This window comes from Nitrospirillum pindoramense, assembly GCF_007827955.1.
Taxonomy (GTDB): domain Bacteria; phylum Pseudomonadota; class Alphaproteobacteria; order Azospirillales; family Azospirillaceae; genus Nitrospirillum; species Nitrospirillum amazonense_B.
The window spans coordinates 249,136-267,170 of sequence record NZ_VITR01000001.1 but is presented as its reverse complement, the minus strand read 5'-3'; the positions used below and the strand labels follow the sequence as shown (position 1 = coordinate 267,170).

At 68.7% G+C, this 18,035-nt stretch carries 13 protein-coding genes; 3 read left to right on the top strand and 10 right to left on the bottom strand.

The window, feature by feature from the left end; all coding sequences use genetic code 11:
• Positions 1 to 22: 22 nt before the first annotated feature.
• Positions 23 to 1,420: an FAD-dependent oxidoreductase gene (locus FBZ90_RS01100; protein ID WP_145729150.1), complete on the bottom strand. Its 1,398-nt coding sequence runs from the start codon at positions 1,418 to 1,420 to the stop codon at positions 23 to 25.
• 113 nt (positions 1,421 to 1,533) lie between these two features.
• Here FBZ90_RS01100 and FBZ90_RS01095 point away from each other — a divergent pair, with 113 nt between their 5' ends.
• Positions 1,534 to 2,910 carry an MmgE/PrpD family protein gene (locus tag FBZ90_RS01095; RefSeq protein WP_145729149.1) on the top strand — a complete coding sequence of 459 codons (1,377 nt, stop codon included), beginning with the start codon at positions 1,534 to 1,536 and terminating at the stop codon, positions 2,908 to 2,910.
• Position 2,911: 1 nt separating this feature from the next.
• Here the strand turns inward: FBZ90_RS01095 and FBZ90_RS01090 are convergent, their stop codons facing one another.
• Genes FBZ90_RS01090 through FBZ90_RS01080 form a run of 3 tightly spaced genes read right to left on the bottom strand, consistent with a single transcriptional unit; the run spans position 2,912 to position 5,420 of the window.
• Positions 2,912 to 3,220, bottom strand: a complete 309-nt coding sequence (locus FBZ90_RS01090) for an REDY-like protein HapK (RefSeq protein ID WP_145729147.1) — start codon at positions 3,218 to 3,220, stop codon at positions 2,912 to 2,914.
• Positions 3,221 to 3,241: 21 nt separating this feature from the next.
• Positions 3,242 to 4,480 (bottom strand): MFS transporter, encoded by a 1,239-nt coding sequence (locus FBZ90_RS01085; protein WP_145729146.1) that lies wholly within the window; start codon positions 4,478 to 4,480, stop codon positions 3,242 to 3,244.
• The gene (locus tag FBZ90_RS01080) at positions 4,473 to 5,420 is read right to left on the bottom strand and encodes a VOC family protein (protein WP_211101869.1); all 948 of its coding nucleotides are present in this window, start codon (positions 5,418 to 5,420) and stop codon (positions 4,473 to 4,475) included. Before FBZ90_RS01080 ends, FBZ90_RS01085 begins: the two co-directional genes overlap by 8 nt.
• Positions 5,421 to 5,645: 225 nt before the next feature.
• On the opposite strand from FBZ90_RS01080, the gene FBZ90_RS01075 reads away from it, so the two are divergent.
• The gene (locus tag FBZ90_RS01075) at positions 5,646 to 7,247 is read left to right on the top strand and encodes an FAD-binding oxidoreductase (protein WP_145729145.1); all 1,602 of its coding nucleotides are present in this window, start codon (positions 5,646 to 5,648) and stop codon (positions 7,245 to 7,247) included.
• Between the two features lie 87 nt (positions 7,248 to 7,334).
• Here the strand turns inward: FBZ90_RS01075 and FBZ90_RS01070 are convergent, their stop codons facing one another.
• The 5 genes from FBZ90_RS01070 to FBZ90_RS01050 form a co-directional block, all read right to left on the bottom strand.
• Positions 7,335 to 8,057, bottom strand: coding sequence for a DUF3108 domain-containing protein (locus FBZ90_RS01070; RefSeq protein ID WP_145729144.1), 723 nt, complete (start codon positions 8,055 to 8,057; stop codon positions 7,335 to 7,337).
• 18 nt (positions 8,058 to 8,075) lie between these two features.
• Entirely contained in the window at positions 8,076 to 8,909 is an 834-nt protein-coding gene (locus tag FBZ90_RS01065) for an alpha/beta fold hydrolase (protein ID WP_145729143.1), read from the bottom strand.
• Between the two features lie 43 nt (positions 8,910 to 8,952).
• Positions 8,953 to 11,223 (bottom strand): TonB-dependent receptor, encoded by a 2,271-nt coding sequence (locus FBZ90_RS01060; protein WP_145729142.1) that lies wholly within the window; start codon positions 11,221 to 11,223, stop codon positions 8,953 to 8,955.
• Positions 11,224 to 11,382: 159 nt separating this feature from the next.
• Positions 11,383 to 12,390, bottom strand: a complete 1,008-nt coding sequence (locus FBZ90_RS01055) for an MDR family NADP-dependent oxidoreductase (protein WP_211101868.1) — start codon at positions 12,388 to 12,390, stop codon at positions 11,383 to 11,385.
• On the bottom strand, positions 12,374 to 14,086 hold the full coding sequence (locus FBZ90_RS01050) for an alpha/beta fold hydrolase (protein ID WP_145729141.1): 1,713 nt from the start codon (positions 14,084 to 14,086) through the stop codon (positions 12,374 to 12,376). Before FBZ90_RS01050 ends, FBZ90_RS01055 begins: the two co-directional genes overlap by 17 nt.
• A gap of 198 nt (positions 14,087 to 14,284) precedes the next feature.
• Between FBZ90_RS01050 and FBZ90_RS01045 the strand changes: the two genes are divergently transcribed.
• On the top strand, positions 14,285 to 16,426 hold the full coding sequence (locus FBZ90_RS01045; RefSeq protein ID WP_186455537.1) for a TonB-dependent receptor: 2,142 nt from the start codon (positions 14,285 to 14,287) through the stop codon (positions 16,424 to 16,426).
• Between the two features lie 76 nt (positions 16,427 to 16,502).
• On the opposite strand, the gene FBZ90_RS01040 is transcribed toward FBZ90_RS01045, so the two are convergent.
• Positions 16,503 to 18,014, bottom strand: a complete 1,512-nt coding sequence (locus FBZ90_RS01040) for an aldehyde dehydrogenase family protein (RefSeq protein ID WP_211101867.1) — start codon at positions 18,012 to 18,014, stop codon at positions 16,503 to 16,505.
• Positions 18,015 to 18,035 lie beyond the last annotated feature (21 nt).

Sequence of the window (18,035 nt, the reverse complement as noted above, 5' to 3'; positions counted from 1 at the left end):
TCCCCCCTTAGTTCCCGTTCGTTCAAGATGCTGTGACCAGCCTGGCCGCCGCCTCGCCCGCCACCCGCCCCAGCGTCACGGCCATGCACAGGCCGGCGCCCGGCAGATAGCCGGACGGGCCGGGGCCGCCGATGCTGCGCGCGGCACCACCGCCGGCGAACAGGTTGGGCAGAGGCCCACCCGTGGCCCGTTGCACCCGCGCGTCGGAGTCCACCACCAGCCCCCCCTGGGTGTGGAACAGGGCGCCGGTGACGCGGATGGCGTAATAGGGTGCTGACAGCGCTGGGCCGGTGAAGCGCCGGCCGAACGGATCGGCCTCGCCGCTTTCGACATGGGCCGCGACCTGGCCCAGCGTGGCCGCCAGACCAGCCGGGTCGATGCCGGCCTGCGCCGCCAACGCCTCCGCTGTGGCCGCCTGGCGAGCCCCGCCCGCCTCGCGCAGCGCCACATATTGCGGCAGGCTGGCGCAGCTGTCGTGGATGCGCTGGTCATAGATCACCCAGGCCAGGCCGTCCGGCTGGGCGATGACGCGGGCGCCGGCGCCCGACACGTCCTCCAGCTCATGCGCGAAGCGGGCGCCGTGGCGGTTGACCTGGATGCCGCCCTCGATCAGGAAGCGCGGGTTGACGTCGATGGCGGCGGGGGAGGCCAGCAGCCCCAGGCCCTGGTAGGCGTCCATGTCGGCCAAGGCGGCGCCCAGCGCCTGCCCCCAGGCGATACCCTCACCCCGATTACCCTCCCACCCGAAATAGGGCGCGTCCGCCATGGCGGGGATGTGCCGCCGCACCATCTCCGCATTGCCGCCGAAGCCGCAGGTCGCCAGGACCAGGGCCTGGCAGCCGATATCCTCGACACTGCCGTCAGGGCGGCGCAGCCGCACGCCGGTGACACGGTCGCCCTCGGCGTGCAGGTCGGTGACATGCGCGTCCGTCAGGATGTCGACACCGGCGGCCTCGCACGCCAGCAGCAGGCGTTGCATCAGATCCTGGCCCGTCCGGCCCGGGGTGACGTGCATGCGCATGACGCTGTGGCCGAAGGCCGGCTTCCAGCCCGTTTCCAGCAGCAGCGGCACCCCGTGGCGGTCCGACAGCCAGTCCAGCGTGGGGCCGGACCGCGCGCCCACCAGGCGGGCCAGCACCGGATCGGCGGCGCCACCCGTCTTGGCCATGACGTCGGCGAAGAAACGGTCGGCGCCGTCATCCACCCCGTGGCGGCGCTGTTCCGCCGAGCCGGAGGCGCAGAGCGCGCCCAGCGACATCGATGTGCTGCCCTGGGGCATGGGGTCCCGTTCCAACACCACGACATCCACGCCGGCATCGCGCGCCGCCAGGGCCGCCACCAAGCCGCACGCGCCGCCGCCAACGACCAACAGGGGGACAACGGCATCAAACGGCGTGTCACGCCCCGGAATTATCGACATGCTCACCCCTGCCCCCGTAGGCCCCGCCCATAGAATATTGATATTGGTATATTGGCATACTATTATGCCCTTTAGAAGACCTTAAGCGTCTTTCCCAAACCAGGGGGCATGCCATGACGAACGCCGCCGAGCTGTTGATCGACCACGCCCTGGCGCTGGAGTGGGAGACGCTTTCCGACAGCACCCGCACGGCCGCCGCCACCTTCCTGCACGACAGCGTGGTGGTGGGTATCGCCGGGCGCCGGGCGCCCTATGCCAATGAGGTGATGACGGCGGTGCGGTCCTGGGGACTGCCCGCCGGGAAGGAGGGCGCCCGGGTCCTGGGCCGGCCGGGGTTGCGCCTGCCGCCGTCCAGCGCCGCCTTTCTGAACGCCTTCCAGATTCATGCGCAGGAGTTCGACTGCGTGCATGAGCCGGCGGTGGTCCACCCCCTGGCCACCATCCTGTCCGCCCTGCTGGCGGAGGCTGACCGCAGCGGCCCCTATGACGGCCAACGGCTGCTGACCGCCCTGGTCGCGGGCGTGGACGTCGCCGCCGGGCTGGGCGTCGCCGCCACCTCACCCGTCAAGTTCTTCCGCCCGGCCACCGCCGGCATCTTCGGTTGCGTGGCGGCACTGGCCCGCCTGCGGAAGATGCCGCGCGGCGAGGCCTTGGACGCCCTGGGCCTGGCCCTCGCCTATGCCTCGGGCACGATGCAGGCGCATGTGGAGGGCAAGGCCACCCTGCCGCTGCAGATCGCGGGTGCCGCCCGGTCGGCGGTGCAGGCCATCGACCTGGCCCTGGCCGGCCTGCCGGGCCCCAGCGCCTCGATCGACGGGCCCTACGGCTACCTGACCCTGTTCGAAAGCAGCCACGACATCCAGCGCCTGATGGAGGGCCTGGCCGGCCCGCACCGTATCGAGCAGGTGAGCTGGAAGCCTTTCCCCACCGGCCGCGCCGCGCACGGCGCCATCGTGGCCACGCAGCGGCTGATGCACCAGCATGGCCTGCACGCCCTGAACCTGGAAACGCTGACCTACCGGGCGCCGCCCCTGATCGTGCGGCTGGTGGGGCGCCCTCTGGTCCCCGACATGACGCCCGCCTACGCCCGGCTGTGCTTCCCGTATTTGGGGGCGGTGGTCCTGACGCGAGGGACGGTCGACCTGTCCGACTTCACGGCGGAGCGGCTGAACGATCCCACCATCGCCCAACTGGCCAGCCGCATCAGCGTTGAAAGCGACGGCAATCCCGACCCGGCTGCCTTCGTGCCGGCGCGGGCGGAGGCGCTGCTGACCGACGGCCGCGCGCTGTCGCAGGAGGTGACGGTGCAGTTCGGCGCCCCCGCCTGGCCGCTGACGCGGGAGGAACACCTGGAAAAGGCCCGGCGCTGCCTGGCCTTCGCCGGCCTGGAAGGCGCCCACCAGAAGCTGGCCGACGCCTGCCTGGCCATGGCCGGGGCGGCGGACGCCACCGCCGGCCTCTGGGCCGCCCAAGAGGCCGGCGGCAGTTGATTCAGCCCAGCTTGTCCGTGGTCAGGAAGAGGACATCGGCCATGGCCTGGAACTGGGCCGCGATCTCCTGCATGCGGGCGGTGGCGATATCCTGGCCGAACGCCGCCATGTCGCTGATGTCCAGCACCTCGACATACTGGTAGGGCGGCTGGCCGCCGCCGAACAGGCCGGTGACGCGGAACACCTCGAAGCTGTCGATGGACGCCAGGCCATTGACGGTAGGGATGTCCTGCGCTTTGGCCCAGGCCTCGTAGTCGGCGACGCTGACCCCCGGCTTCAGGTTGAACAGGGCGATGATGCGGCTGGACATGGAACGAACCCTTTCTGACGGTTAGGCGGCCCGGACGACCGGGAAGGAGGTGGGGTAACGGCCCGTCAGCAACAGCAGCAGGGAACCGCCCACGAACATGGCCGCCGCGATGGCCAGGATGGGCGTGTAGCTGCCGTGCGCGGCGAAGACATAGCCGTAAATCGGGGCCGACGCCGCGGCGCCGCCGGCGAAGACGGCGTACAGCATGCCGTAGATGCGGCCGTAATAGGCCATGCCGAAATGCCGGCCGGCCAAGTAGGAGATGAAGTCGGTCTCGGCCCCGGCGGCCCCGCCCAGCAGGATGGCGGCCAGCCCGATGAGCCAGATCGAGGTGGTGTCGCTCATGAAGATGGCGCAGGCGATGGCCGGCATGGACAGCAGGGGCACGGCCGCAGCCGGCGCCCACACCCGGTCGACCAGCAGCCCGGTGCCCAGGCGGCCGACGATGATGGCCAGACCGACGCCGCCAGCGATCAGGGCGCCGGCCTCGCTGCTCAACCCTTTGAGCCGCATCATGTTCTGCAGGTTGGTGTGAAAGCCGCCATAGGCGACCGACACCATCAGGAAGGCCACCATCATGATCCAGAAGCGGGGCAGGCGGACCGCCTGGGCCAGGGTCAGGCCGGTCTTGACGGGGGGCGGCGCGTCGGTGCCGGGGGAGACCGCGGCGGCGGCGGGCTCCCGCATGAAGGCCCAGGCGACCGGCAAGGCCAAGGCCAGGGGGAACAGGGCCAGCAGGGCGTAGGTCCAGCGCCAGCCCCAGCTCTTGATCAGGAACACGGTGGTGACCGGCAGAATGAAGGCGGCCAAGCCGGTGCCGGTGAGCATGATGCCCAGCGCCAGGCCCCGGTTTCGGCTGAACCACAAATTGATGGCGCGCGACCAGGTGACGGGGGTGGAGCCCACACCGACGATGCCGATCAACAGGTAACAGGCGTAGAACCATGTCAGCGACCGGGTCAGGCTGAGGGCGGCGAAGGTCAGCGCGAAGGCGAACAAGGACCACAGGGCGACGATGCGCGCGCCATAGCGGTCGGCCAACGCGCCGACGATGGGCGCGAAGACGCAGCCGGTCAGGCCGTAGCACATGATGCCGTTCATGATGTCGCCCGCGTTCCAGCCGAACTCGCGCATCAGGGGCTGCATCAGCGAGCCGATGGTGTTGTACGGCAGCGGCGACGCGCCGCACATGGTCCCCAGGGTGGCGGCCAGAAGCACCGTCCATCCCTGCCGGAACTCACCCGTCCGCGTCTCACGCATTGCCGACTTCTCCCATTTCGATCAATTCGTAAATCTCGCCGTCCGGGCCCGCGACGCAGGCGGACCGGCGACCGGCGTACAAGGGGCCAGGGTGAACCGTGGCGGGGGCCAGCAGGGGGGCGGCCACCCGATCCAACCGGTCCACGCCCAGGCTGATGACGGCGTTGCCCGGCGGCAGTCCACCGGCAGGCCGGGGCCGGGCCGTCGCGTCCGGGGGATACTGGTCGATCTCCGCCACCGGCAGGCGCCCCACCTTGGTCATCGTCAGGGTGCTGCGATGGTCGGCGGGCAAGCCGAAGGCGTTGTTGATCACGCCGTAGGGGATGGCGAAGGTGCCGCCCTCCTCCAGCCCCAGCGCTTGGCGCTGGAAGGCCAGGGTGGCGGCCCGGTCGGACGCGGCCTGCACGGCGATGAAGATGACATCCACCGGTGCCGCCGCCAGCGGCAGGTCCAGGTCGGCCATATCCTCCAGCACCTGGTTCAGGTACAGGATTTCGCCGCCGCGCCCGACGACCTGCATGGGAATGAAATTGTTGAATCCCGCCACCTTCTTGGGCGGGCCGATGACGGTGAAACCGCTGTCCGCCAGCCGGGCGTGCAGGGCGAAGACGTCCGCCACCGTGATTTCGAACGCGGCCCAGCCGAAACTTCGGGCCGGACGGTAGCCCGGAACCGGCGCCCCCTCGACCAGGCGCAGGAAGCAGCCGTTGCCACTGACGGGCGCCAACAGGGCCATGCGGGCGCCGCCGGCGGCGGGGGCGCCCCAGGAGGCCGCCAGGTCGGACGGGACGGCCCCCGCCTCCACCACCGTCAAGCCCAGCGTGTCGCGGTAATCCACCAGCGAAGCGTCGAAATCGGCGGTGACCACCGTACCGGCCTTGATGCGGCCGTGACGGTCGAACACCGGCGCGGCATCGGCCTGCGGCCTCATGGACGGCATGCCGGGGCTCCAGCCAGTGGACATCCCCGACTTTCCGGCTTGGGTCCCCACCCCGCCGGCCTTACCCTGTTCGCCATGCCCGTCCCCATTCTGACATCACCGCCGTTATTTGGATCGCCGTGATTTGGCCGCCGCGGCCCGGCGGGTCTTGAGTCATATGGTATATAGATATATAATTAGATCAATAACAATCATACTTGAACTGGAACAACGGGACGGCCTTCAATGACCCCAGACACCGCCCAGCCGGCCACGGCTGCCGACACCCCGCTTTGGCGCGACCTCGCCGCCATCGTCGGGGGCGCACATGTGCGCCAGGATACACCCAGCCGGACGCTGCATTCCCAGGACATCTACGCCCGCGCCACGGAGACCGCCGCGCTGGTGGTGGCACCGGCGGACACCGCCCAGCTGGCGGCGGTCGTCGCGGCCGCGCGGTCCCATGGCCATGACTGCGCCCCCCGGGGCGGCGGCATGAGCTACACCAAGGGCTACCTGCCAACCACACCCCGCACCGTGACCCTGGACCTGTCGCGCATGGACAAGGTGCTGGCGGTCCGGGCCGACGACATGGTGGTGACGGTGCAGGCGGGCTGCACCTGGAAGACCCTGTACGAGACCTTGGCCCCCCTGGGCCTGCGCACGCCCTTCTGGGGGCCGCTGTCGGGCCTGGTGTCCACGGTGGGCGGCGGCATCTCGCAGGGCAACGCCTTCTTCGGCGCGGGCCATTACGGCACCGGCGGCGAAAGCGTCGTGGCAATGGCCCTGGTCCTGGCCGACGGCCGGGTGATGCGGACGGGCGCACTGGGTACTGATGGCGACAGCCCGTTCTATCGCCAGTACGGCCCCGATCTGGCGGGTCTGTTCACCGGTGACTGCGGCGCCTTCGCCATCAAGGCGGAAATCACCCTGCGGCTGATCCCCCTGCCCAAGCATGAGGCCTATGCCTCGTTCTCGTTCAAGGACAGCGGCGGCATGTTCGGGGCCATGGCCGACATCACCCGCGCCGGCATCGCGTGCGAGCTGTGCGGCTTCGACCCGCGCCTGACCCGCATCCGCCTGAAGCGGGCTTCGCTGTCCGCCGACCTGGGCGCGCTGAAAAGCGTGGTGGGCAAGCAATCCTCGCTGCTGGGCGGCTTGAAGGAGGCGGCCAAGATCGCCCTGGCCGGCCGCACCTTCATCGACGCTGGCGACTTCGCGCTGCATCTGGTGTTCGAGGGGCGCTCCGCCGCAGGCGTGGCCGAGGACCTGGCGGAGGCCCGCGCCATCGTCGCCCGCCACCAGGGGCAGGAGGTGGAGAACACCATTCCCAAGGTCATGCGCGCCCAGCCCTTCGTCGCGCTCAATTCGATGGTGGGGCCCAATGGCGAACGCTGGGTGCCCATCCACTGCCTGGTGTCCCTGTCGCAGGCGCACCGCGTCTTCCAGGCGATGGAAGCCGAGTTCGCCGCCATGGAGCCGGAGTTCCAGGAGCATGGGGTGGAGAATGCCTATCTGTTCTCCGCCATGTCGACCAATGCCCTGCTGATCGAGCCCACGATCTACTGGCCGGACGCGCTGATGGAACTGCATCACAGCGCCGTCGAGCCCGGACACCTGGCCAAGCTGCCGGTGAACCCGCCCAACGCGGCGGCGGCGGCCGTGGTGGAAAAGGTGCGCCAGCGGCTGCTGGACCTGTTCCTGCGCGAAGGGCTGGCCCATTTCCAAGTGGGGCGGACCTATCCCTATCTGCCGTCGCGTGACGGCGCCAGCGTCGACCTGCTGCGCGGGGTCAAGGCGATCCTGGACCCCGGCAACGCCATGAACCCGGGCGTCCTCGGCCTCTGACCGCCAAAAGCACAGGGCCCGCAAGCCGGACGCACCGGCCTGCGGGCCCTTTTTCATAGGCATGCGGCTCAGGTCAGCGCGCCCAGATCAGCGATCCAGTTCAGCCAGTTCGTACCAGGTGAGCATGTAGCCCCCCACCCCGCCCTGGACGAACAGGGAGTCCTCGTCCCGCGTGACCCAGACATCGTAGGGCGGGTGGGCGCCGTCCTTGCTGGCCATGCTGGCGTTCTCGTCGGTGAAGCGGAAATGGCGGCAGTCGAAGGTGCCGGCGGCAACCGTCACCGTCTCATCGCCGACATACTCCAGGAACAGGTTGGTTTCCGCGACCAGGGGCGGGGTGGCGCCGCGATGGTCGGGTGACGGCAGGAAGGCGCGCAAGGGCCGCTTGTGCGGGCCCCGCGCCACATCCATGCACCGGGTCATGTAGGCGTCGCCGATGATGGGGTGCGTGCCGAAGCCGTCATAGTGCCCATTCACCGGCATGACCTGCGATATGCGGCCGATGGTGGGGCCATAGCTGACGCATTCGATCTGCTCGGGCGTCATGCGGAACCAGCCGCTGCCCATGAAGCGATCCCCCACCGTCAGCCGGACGTGGCAGTCCATGGGGCGGTCGTTCTCATCCAGGGAGTAGATCACGTCGCGCAGCACCGTGGGCGCCGGCTCCTCGATCTCGCACAGGGCGCGGATGGTGACCTTGCCATCGGTGTGGCGGGTGATGGTGAAGCTTTCCCGTCCCCGTTCCTCCCCAACCCGGCCGGGCTTGCGGGAGGTGTAACGGATGCGGCCGCGCAGGGTGCGGTGCTGCATGAAGGCGTCTCCTGACTGTCAGCCGACGAAGGCGAAAACCGCGTCGCGCAAGGCGGGTCCGAATTCCGGGTCACGGAAGCCGGGAAGGGTGCGGAACTGGGCGTCCACCTGGGCCGCCGCCTGACGGGTGGTCTCCAGCAAGGGATCCTCCACCGAGGACAGGGCCAGGATGGGCTGGCTGACCAGGCCGATGCGCCGCAGGGGTTCATAGGCGAAAGCGGCGCGGTAGGCGCGGAAATAGGTTTCACCCGCCTTCAGCACCTCCACCACCCAGTCGCGCAGGGCCTCGGGCGTGCCCAGGCCGTTGTCGCGCCGGTGCGCCCGGTCCCGCTTGAACCAGGGGAAGAACAGGTACTGGTCGCGGCAGAACATGAAGCAGCGCATCAGATAGGCGCCGTCCAGGTCCGGCGCGAAGGGCAAGGCGTAGTTCTCAAGATAATCGTCGCGCTGTTCCGGCGTGAAGACGGCGACGCCGTCCACGACCACCTTGCGGACAAGGTCCGGTGCGGCGATCGCCACCTCCAGCGCCACGTCGGCGCCGGTGTGGGACCCGTAGACGACGATATCGCGCAGGCACAGCGCGCGGATGGCCTCGATCAAGCCCACCGCCAGATCGGTGATGGTCGGAACCTCCAGCGGCAGCGGACTGCTGTCGCCGTTGCCGGGCGTGTCGAAGGCGAAGACGCGGTAGCGCGCGGCGAGGAGGCGCATCAGCGCCTCCAACTGCTTGGCGCTGCCGGGGGAGGCATGGTGCATCACCAGCACCGGCCCGTCCTCGCCCACGGTCCGGCAATGAACCTGGCCGAAACTGGTGTCGATGAACCGGCGCTTGATGATCGGGGTGGTGGTCATGGGTGTGAGCAATCCTTTGATGCCGGTCGGCCTCGGCCGCTTCTCAGAAGCGGCGGGTCAGGGTGGCGGTGACGCGGCGGGGATCGCCGTAGTAGTAGCCGTTGAAGACCGAGGTCAGGTACGTCTTGTCGCCGCAGTTCTTGCAGTCCAGCTTGAACCGCCAAAGGTCGTCGTCGGTGGTGAAGGCCAGCGACAGGTTCACCAGCGTATAGTTGCTGGCGTAGCTGTTCAGCGCCGTGGGCGTCAGGGTGGACGGGGCGGAATTGGCCGCCGTGGTCCAGAAGCCGCCGGTGTAGTCCACCTCCGCCGTCAGGGCGAAGCTGGCGTTCCATGACGGCACGGGCACGGTGTAGGTGCCGCCCACCGCGACGCTCTTCTTGGGGAAGCGCGACACCTGGTCCGACAGGTCGATGGCGTTGATGTAGGCGCCAGTGCTGCTGACGAAGGATTGGGCGCGTGGGTTCACATAGGTGTACTCGCCCTGCTGGATGCCCACCGTCCCGAAGATGTCCAGCGCGTGGAAGGGCTTGGCCCTCACCTCCAGTTCCAGACCCTTCACCTCGATGTTGCCGGCGTTGTCCTGGGTGGACAGGGTGGTGCCGGCGATGGGCCCGGGGGTGGTGTAGGAGAGCTGCAGATTGTCGGTGTCGGCCAGGAAGCCGGTCAGGTTCACCTGCAGCTTGTGATCCAGGAAGGTGCTCTTGATCCCCGCCTCATAGGACCAGGTGGTCTCCGGCTTCATCGCGGTGACCTGCTGCGGCAGGTAGGCGGTGCGGGAGTTCCAGCCGCCACCCTTGTAGCCGTTGGTCACGCTGGCGAAAAGCAGGACGTCCGGCATAGGCTTGTAATTCAGGCCGAACTTGGGGGTGATGACGTTGGTTTCCAGGTCGGTGGGAATGCCATAGCGCTTGAGGTCGGCCGTGGTGGCCCCGCCGTAAGAGGTCGCGGGCAGTTGCAGCGCCTTGACCTCGTGGGTCACGCGGGCGCCGGCTATGGCCGTCACCGTGTCCGTCAGGTCCAGGTCGGCCTGGGCGTAGGCGGCGTAGGAGTCGGTCTGGTTGCGGATGTCGCGCACGCTGGAATAGCCGGGCTTGCCACCGCAGGTCATGTTGCCGTCGCCGTACAGGCCGGCGCTGCACGAGATGGAGGTGCCGAACACCTGGCCGGCGACCGTGCGGTTGTCCTCGTTGAAGTAATAGAGGCCGGCGACATAGCGCAGGCGGTCGTCGAAGAAGGAACCGACGGCCTTCAGTTCCTGCGAGACCATGTCATAACGGCCATCGTTGGTCAGGTAATAGGGCGTCGGGTTGACGGTGCGCGATGCCGGCAGGGAGAAGTCCATCATGAACTTCTGGTTGATGGTGCGGTAGCCGGTGATGGCGTTCAGCGTCACCGAGGGCAGGCGCCATTCCAGGTTCGCGGTCACCGCCGTCGACTGGGCGGAGGAACCCAGCCCGCGATTGGCCAGGGCGTCGGCCAACACGTTGCCGGTGCCGCCGGCCGTGGTGGCGGCCAGGCGGGTTTCCGTCGGATCATCATAATAGGACCGCAGGTAGCTGCCCGAGCCGCCAGTATGCTCGATGCTGAGGTCGACGGTGATGTCGTCGTTGGGCAGAAGGCGCACCGCGCCCCGGCCGCCATAGCTTTTCAGGCCGTTCAGGTTTTCGTTGTTGGCCTGGTTTTTCAGCCAGCCATCGTCCTGGCTGTAATAGCCGGTGACCTTGGTCAGGATCTTGGGCGATACCGGGACGTTGATATCACCCCGGAAGGTGCGCTGGGCGTAGGAACCATAGGTCGCCTCCGCATAGCCGCCGAAATCCTCCGACGGTTTGCGCAGACGCACGCTGATGGCGCCGCCCGTGGAATTGCGGCCGAAGGTGGTGCCCTGCGGGCCGCGCAGCACCTCCATCTGCTCGACATCGAACAGGCCGTAGTTGTTCGCGTTCTGGCGCGGCACCACCACGTCATCGACATAGGTGGAGACGGCGGGGTCGATGGTGGCGATCTGCTCGGTCGAGCCCAGGCCGCGAATGTAATAGGTGTTGGCGCCCGGAATGCCGGTATTGCTGCTGCCGAACAGGTTCGGCACCAGGCGCACCAGGTCCAGGGTGGAGCTGACCTGCCGGCTGGCCATGTCGTCGGCGGTGAACGCGGACACGGCCTGGGGCACGGATTGCAGGGTCTCGGCCCGGCGGCGGGCGGTGACGACCACCTCCTGCAAGGTATCCTCATCGGCGGCCCAAACCGGAGCCACGGTTCCGAGCAAGGCGATCACAGCGGCGGACGCGCCCAGCGCCCATTCCCTTATCAGCATGCCCAAAGCCTCCTGTTATGTCGGGTCCGGTTTATCCGGCCCATTTGTGAGTCTATTGATATATGTTTAGATCTTTTTGCAAAGCTCTTTTTTGCCTTGAGAACGACACGGGCAACTATGGTCACGGGGGCGTGGCGCCGGCGCCACGCCCCGCCATCCTCACGGCGCGTCGGGGGCAACGCGGACCAGGGATTTCCCCCGGTTCAGGCCGCGCATCAGCGCCTCGAACTGGGCTGGCGCGCGTGCCAGCCCGTCCGCCACATCCTCGATCACGCGCAGGCGCCCGTCCTCGACCCAGGGAACGGCCATGTCCAGCCATTCCCCCCACCGGGCGTAGAAGTCGTAGACCACCAGGCCCAGGACATGGGCGCGCTTGGCGATGATCGGGATGAGGGGCACCTGCGGCGGCGGGCCGCCGTGGTAGTGTTCCACCAGGCCGCATAGAACCAGCCGGGCGCCGACCTGGATATGGGACAGGGCGGTGGCCAACTGCGTGGCGCCCACGTTCTCGAAATGCACGGTGGAGCCCGCCCCCAGGGCGTCGGCATAGGCCGTGACCCAATCGGGGGCGTGATAATCGATGCAGGCGTCGAAACCATAGACGTCGCGGACCAGGGCGCACTTTTCCGGCCCGCCGGCGACGCCGACGGTACGGGCGCCCAGCAGGCGCGCGATCTGCCCCGCCGTTCCGCCCACCGGGCCGGCGGCGGCGTTGACGCTGAAGACATCGCCGGCCCGCACCCGGGCCAACTGGGTCACGCCCGCCCAGGCCGTCAGCCCCGGCATGCCCAACACCCCCAGATGGGCCGACGGCCGGGTGACCTTGACCAGGCGCCGCGCCTTGGTGGCCGGCAACAGGCCATGGTCCGCCCAGCCCACCTCCCCCGCTACCAGATCACCAGGCTTGAAGTCGGGATGGACGGACCGCACGACCTCCGCCACGCACTCACCGGGCAGCGACTCCCCAGGCAAGGGGGCCGGCAGGCCCATGTGCCGCCCGCGCAGACGGGAGCCGATATAAGGATCGAAGGACAAGTACAGCACGCGCACCAGCAGTTCCGCCCCCGGTTCGGGATCCGGCAGGGCGCGCTCCCGGATCTCGAAGTCGGCGGCAATGGGCAAGGCCCCCACCGGACGGCGCAAGACCACCTCAAGACGTCGCATCATTGACCCTTTCAAAATAGTCCAGGTACAGGCCGGCCCGCCCCTCCGGCGACGCCGGACGGGGACCGACCGTGCCCCGGGGCAGGACCGCCGCCGCCCCGATGGACCAGCCCTGGCGGGGGTCGCCGGGATCGGCGCAGAGCAGCACCGGATGGCCGACCTGGGTGAGTAAAGGGCGAACGTCGCGGCTGACCGCCACGTGGACAGCGTCACCGTAACGGGCGGGTTGCGCCATCACGTCCATGAGCAGCGACCGCAGCCGATCGACCGACATGTCGGGGGTGCGCCCCCGGATCGCCGAGGCCGCCCCGTCATACCAGGGGAACTGCGCCTCCCGGTCGCGCAGCAGGTGCCAGACCTCCTGCCAGTGGGCCCCCGATGCGGACAGGACCAGGGGCGGGCAATAGCGGCGCGCCATATCGGCGCGCAGCGTGTCGCCGGGCAGCATGACGCCGTCCAGGACGGCGGCGCCGACACAATCGGGATGGGTCGCCATGACGGTCAGGGCGATGGGGGTCGCCATGCCCTCCGCCACCAGGTCGACCGGCCCGATGGCCAGGGCCCGCAAAAGCTCGGCCAACGTCTCGGCATAGGCGGCCAGGCTGGCCACAGGCAGGGCATCGGATTGTCCGCACCCCGGCAGGTCGGGGGCCAGCACCAAGCGACGCTTCCCCAACGCCCGCAGCAAGGGCGTGTCCGCCGCCGCCCCGCCAGGCGGGTCATGCAGGACCAGCACCGGCCGCGCGTCGCCGGGCAGCCCGAAACGGTACAGTCGGACCTGGCCATGGGGCAGGTCGACGTAAAGGCGCCCCGGCGGGTCCGCCGCCCCTGCGGCCGGGGGCGGCTGGTAGGCCTGGGCGCCCGCCCCGGCGGCCAGATGGTCGCCAATCGCCACCAGCCACGCCGTGCGGTCGGCGGGCAGGCGCTCTATCCGGCAGTGCGGCGGCAAAAGGTCCAGGCAGGGGAACAGGACATCATCGGCGCGGGCGGCATAGACCACCGGCGCCGTCACCCGCGCGACATTGTCCATCGGGTTGTGCCGCATGGCGGCGCGATAGGCGTCGGCGTAATGGGGCCCGGCCCTGAAATAGTCCAGGCAATAGGCCTGCATCTCCCCTGTCGACGGCATGTCGATGGGCATGCGGGTCGATGGATCGGCCGCGAACCAGGGGAACCAGCGCATCGTGTCCTTGACACGGGTCCACTCCCGCGCCAGCCAGGCGCCGTCGGCGTCCATCTCGAACGGCCTCATGTACCGGCCGATGAAACCCTCGTCCGGGTCGCCCGTCGGGATGGAAAGGCCGTCCAGCACCGCGACGCCCACGCGCGCTGGCCAGCGCACCGTGAAATCCAGCAGGATCTTCGAACTGGTGTGGCAGGCGTAAAAGGCAGCGCGCCCGATGCCCAGGGCCGCCAGCGTCCGCTCCAGCGCAAGGGCGAAGTCGGCAATGACGGGGTCCCGCCCCGCCATCCCGGGCATCAAAGTCAAGGGGTCGGACCCGCCATAGCCGGGCGTGTCCAGGGCGAAGACGGTGAACCGGTCGGACAAGGCCCCCAGCAACGGCAGGTGCAACAGCGAGGATCGCGGGGAATCGTGCAGCAGCACGACCGGCGGGCCCTCGCCCACGCGGCGGTAATGCACCATGCCCATCGCCGTCTGGACGTACCCCTTCGCGATCCGCGCGCGCCCGTCGCCCATCCCCCGCCGCCACCCGCTGTCCCACATTGAGTCAATATGATATGTAGATATATCAATCGGTCAATTATTGTTTCATATGGACGGTGGCCGGATACGGGCGTGAATGGTCGGCCTGCGGATAATTCCCATGACGACCATTCCCCTTGGGGTAAGAGGGTGCTGCTGTCTAAAAAGCCGATAAAAATCAGGAGGCAGGGCATGACTTGGGATTACAGGCGCCATCCATCCCGCTTGGCGATCGTGGCGATGCTGACCGTGAACGCGCCGGCCTGGGCCGCCGACGCGCCCGCCAGCGACGACCAGCTGGAGGACATCACCATCACCGCGCAGCGGGTGGGCCAGCGATTGCAGGACGTGCCGGTGGCGGTGACGGCCCTGACCGGCGCCGCCCTGGACCGCATGGGCATCACCACTGCCAGCGACCTGGGCCGCATCGCGCCCAACGTGAACTTCACCAGCGGCAGCGGCGGCTCCACCCAATTGCGGCCCTATATCCGCGGCGGCGGCGTCAGCGACGGCGGCAACGTCACCTCGGAATCCGCCGTGGGCATCTATGTGGACGACGTCTACCGCGCGCGCCTGTCCGGTGCGGTCATGGACTTCCTGGAACTGGACCGGGTGGAGGTGCTGCGCGGCCCGCAAGGGGTGCTGTACGGCCGCAACTCCTCCGCCGGTGCGGTCAAGCTGGTCACCCGCGCGCCCGAATCCACCCCATCCGGCTTTGTCGAGGGCGGCTTCGGCACCTGGAACGAGCGGCGTCTGAAGGGCTATGCCACCGACGCCATCAGCGATAACGGGGATTGGAGCGCGTCGCTGAACGGCCTGGCGCGGGGCCGCGACGGCGGCCGGCAGTACGATGCGACCTTGAAGAAGGACGTGGGCGCCGAGGAGTTCCAGGGCCTTCAGGCCGACGTCGCCTATGCCGGCGCCAGCCCGTTCCACGGCCGTTTCACCGCCTTTTACACCAACCTGGATTCCGACGGGCAGTACGCGGTTCCGACCAACCCCTACGCCAACGGCGTGGAAAGCCAGATCAGCACGCTGTCCGGCTCCTACAACACCACGCTGTCCCCCTACCCCTCCTACACCCATACCCGCCAATACGGCACGACGGTCAATGTCGGTGCCGACTATGACGGCGGTACCGTCACGTCCATCACCGGTTATTCCCACCTGACCAACAACTGGGCGCAGGACTTCTCCGGCGGGGTGCCGGCCTCCGCCCTGGGCCTGACGACGGGCGGCTATCTCGCCCTCTATATCCGGGACAGCACGTCCACCCAGCATCAGATCAGCCAGGAATTGCAGGCGGCGGGCAAGGCGTTCGGCGGCTTCCTCGACTATGTCGGCGGCATCTACTACTTCACGGAATCGACCCGCCAGGACATCCTGCAATCCATCTTCCTGACGCCCTCGCCCCAGGGCTACGCCGTCGATACCGACAGCTACGCCGCCTTCGGCCAGGTGACGGCCAACCTGACCGACCGCCTGGCCGTGATCGCCGGCGGCCGCTACACCATGGACCAGAAGCATCTGTCCGCCTATTACGGCACGGCCGCCATCCAGCGCGACGACACCTTCGTGCGCTTCACGCCCAAGACGGGCCTGACCTACAAGCTGACCCCGGACACGCTGGCCTACTTCACCTACAGCGAGGGCTTCAAGGCCGGCGGCTACAATGGGCTGGCCGGCAGCATCGCCCAGATCAACGCCCCCTTCCGGCCCGAAGTGACGGAAGCCAAGGAGGCAGGGCTGAAGACCGAGCTGTTCGACAACCGGGTCAAGGCCAACGTGGCCCTGTTCCAGAACGACGTCCACGACATCCAGCAGCTGTTCAACCTGGCCGACGGCACTTTCCTGGTGGACAATTTCGACGCCCGCATCCGGGGGCTGGAGGCGGAGGTGTCGTGGCGGGTGGTGTCGGGCCTGACCCTGTGGGGTAACGCCTCGTTCAACGACGGCACGTACACCCGGGGCGGCAGCAGCGCCACGGTCAACGTGCAGGGCAAGAAGGTGGTGAACCTGCCCGACACCCAGTTCAACGTCGGCGCCGATTATACGGTCAGCCTGGGCCGGGGCACCGTCAGCCTGGGCGCCGACGCCCTGTTCCGCAGCGACGTCTATTCGACCATCGACAACGGCGCCATCGGCCATGTGCCGGGCCAGAGCTTCCTGAACGCCTATGTCGGCTATGAATCCGGGGCGTGGACCTACCGCGTGTCCGGCAAGAACCTGCTGAACCAGAGCGGCTATGTCACGGGCTTCGGCTTCTCCGTCATCCAGCCGCGTTTCAACCTGGATCCCCGCACGGTCCTGGGAACGGTCCGTTACACCTTCTGATGCGAATGCTCGATACGGATGCGGCGTGGGCCATAGGCCCGCGCCGCTGAAGCCAGGTACAACGCAAGGGACGGGCTCAGACCACGGCGCAGACCGTCTTCCATTCCAGGTAATTGTCCATCGCGGCCAGGCCGCTGTCGCGGCCATAGCCCGACTGCTTCACGCCGCCGATGGGCAGGCTGGCGTCGTACATGGAATGGGTGTTGATCCATACCGTGCCGGCCTGAAGCCGCCGCGACAGGCGGTGGGCGTGGGACAGCGACTGGGTCCACACGCTGGCGGCCAAGCCATAGACGCTATCGTTGGCGGCAGCCACGACGGCATCAACGTCGGTGTAGCGCTGCACCACCAGCACCGGCCCGAACACCTCTTCCCGCACGATGTCCATGGCGGGGTCGACCTTGGCGATGACCGTCGGCTCGATGAAGGTACCGGCGGGGCCCAGGCGTTCGCCGCCCGCCACCACCGCAGCACCGGCGGCGCGCGCCCCGCCGATCAGGCCGGCCACACGCTCCGCCTGGCGGGCCGATACCAGGGGACCCATCTGCGTCTCCGGGTTCAGGCCATGGCCCAGGCGCAGGGCGCCCGCCTGCGCCACCAGCCCTTCCAGCACGCGGTCGTAGATGTCGGCGTGGACATAGGCGCGGGACCCCGCCACGCACACCTGGCCACCGTTGAAGAAGATGGCGTTCGCCGCCCCCGGTATGGCCAGGTCCAGGTCGGCGTCGGGCAGGACGATGACGGGCGACTTGCCGCCCAATTCCAGCGTCACCCGCTTCAGGTTGCCCTTGGAGGCGTCCAGAATGGCGCGGCCGGTGGCAGTGGACCCAGTGAAGGCCACCTTGTCCACATCCGGATGGGCCGCCAGCGCGGCGCCGGCCGTGGCCCCCCGGCCGGTGACGATGTTCAGCACACCGTCGGGCAGGCCCGCCTCCATCATCAACTGACCCAGGCGCAGGGCGGTCAGCGACGTATCCTCCGCCGGTTTCAGCACCACGGTGCAGCCGGCGGCCAGGGCCGGGGCCAGCTTCATCGCCGTCAGCACCAGGGGGGAGTTCCAGGGCACGATGGCGGCCACCACCCCCACCGGCTCCCGCAGGGTCCAGGCCTGAACCAGCTTGCCCGCCGGCTGGTAGGTCACTGACGGGCTGATGGTCCGCCCCTCGATGCTGAGCGCCTGGCCGGCGTAATAGCGGAACTGGGCTACCGCACCGGGGATTTCGGCCCAGCGGCCGACATACAACGGCTTGCCCTGGTCCAGCGTCTCCAGCTCCGCCAGCTCATCAATATGAGCCTCCAGCACATCGGCCACCCGCCAGAGGATGGCGGCGCGCTGCGCCGGCACCAGGCCCGCCCAGGCGGGGAAGGCAGCGCGGGCGGCTGCAACCGCAGCATCCACATCCGCCGGGCCGGCGTCCGGAACATGGGCCAGCACCTGCCCCGTGGCCGGGTCCGTCGACGGGATGGACTGGCCGCCCGCCGCCTGCACCCAGCGCCCGCCGATGAGCATGGCACCCACCGCAGGCGTCGACAGCACCGCGCGCGCGGCCTCGGTCGCCGGCGCCACCGCCGGGAGCAACTCCACCATTTCTGCCTCCTTGTTTTTCAC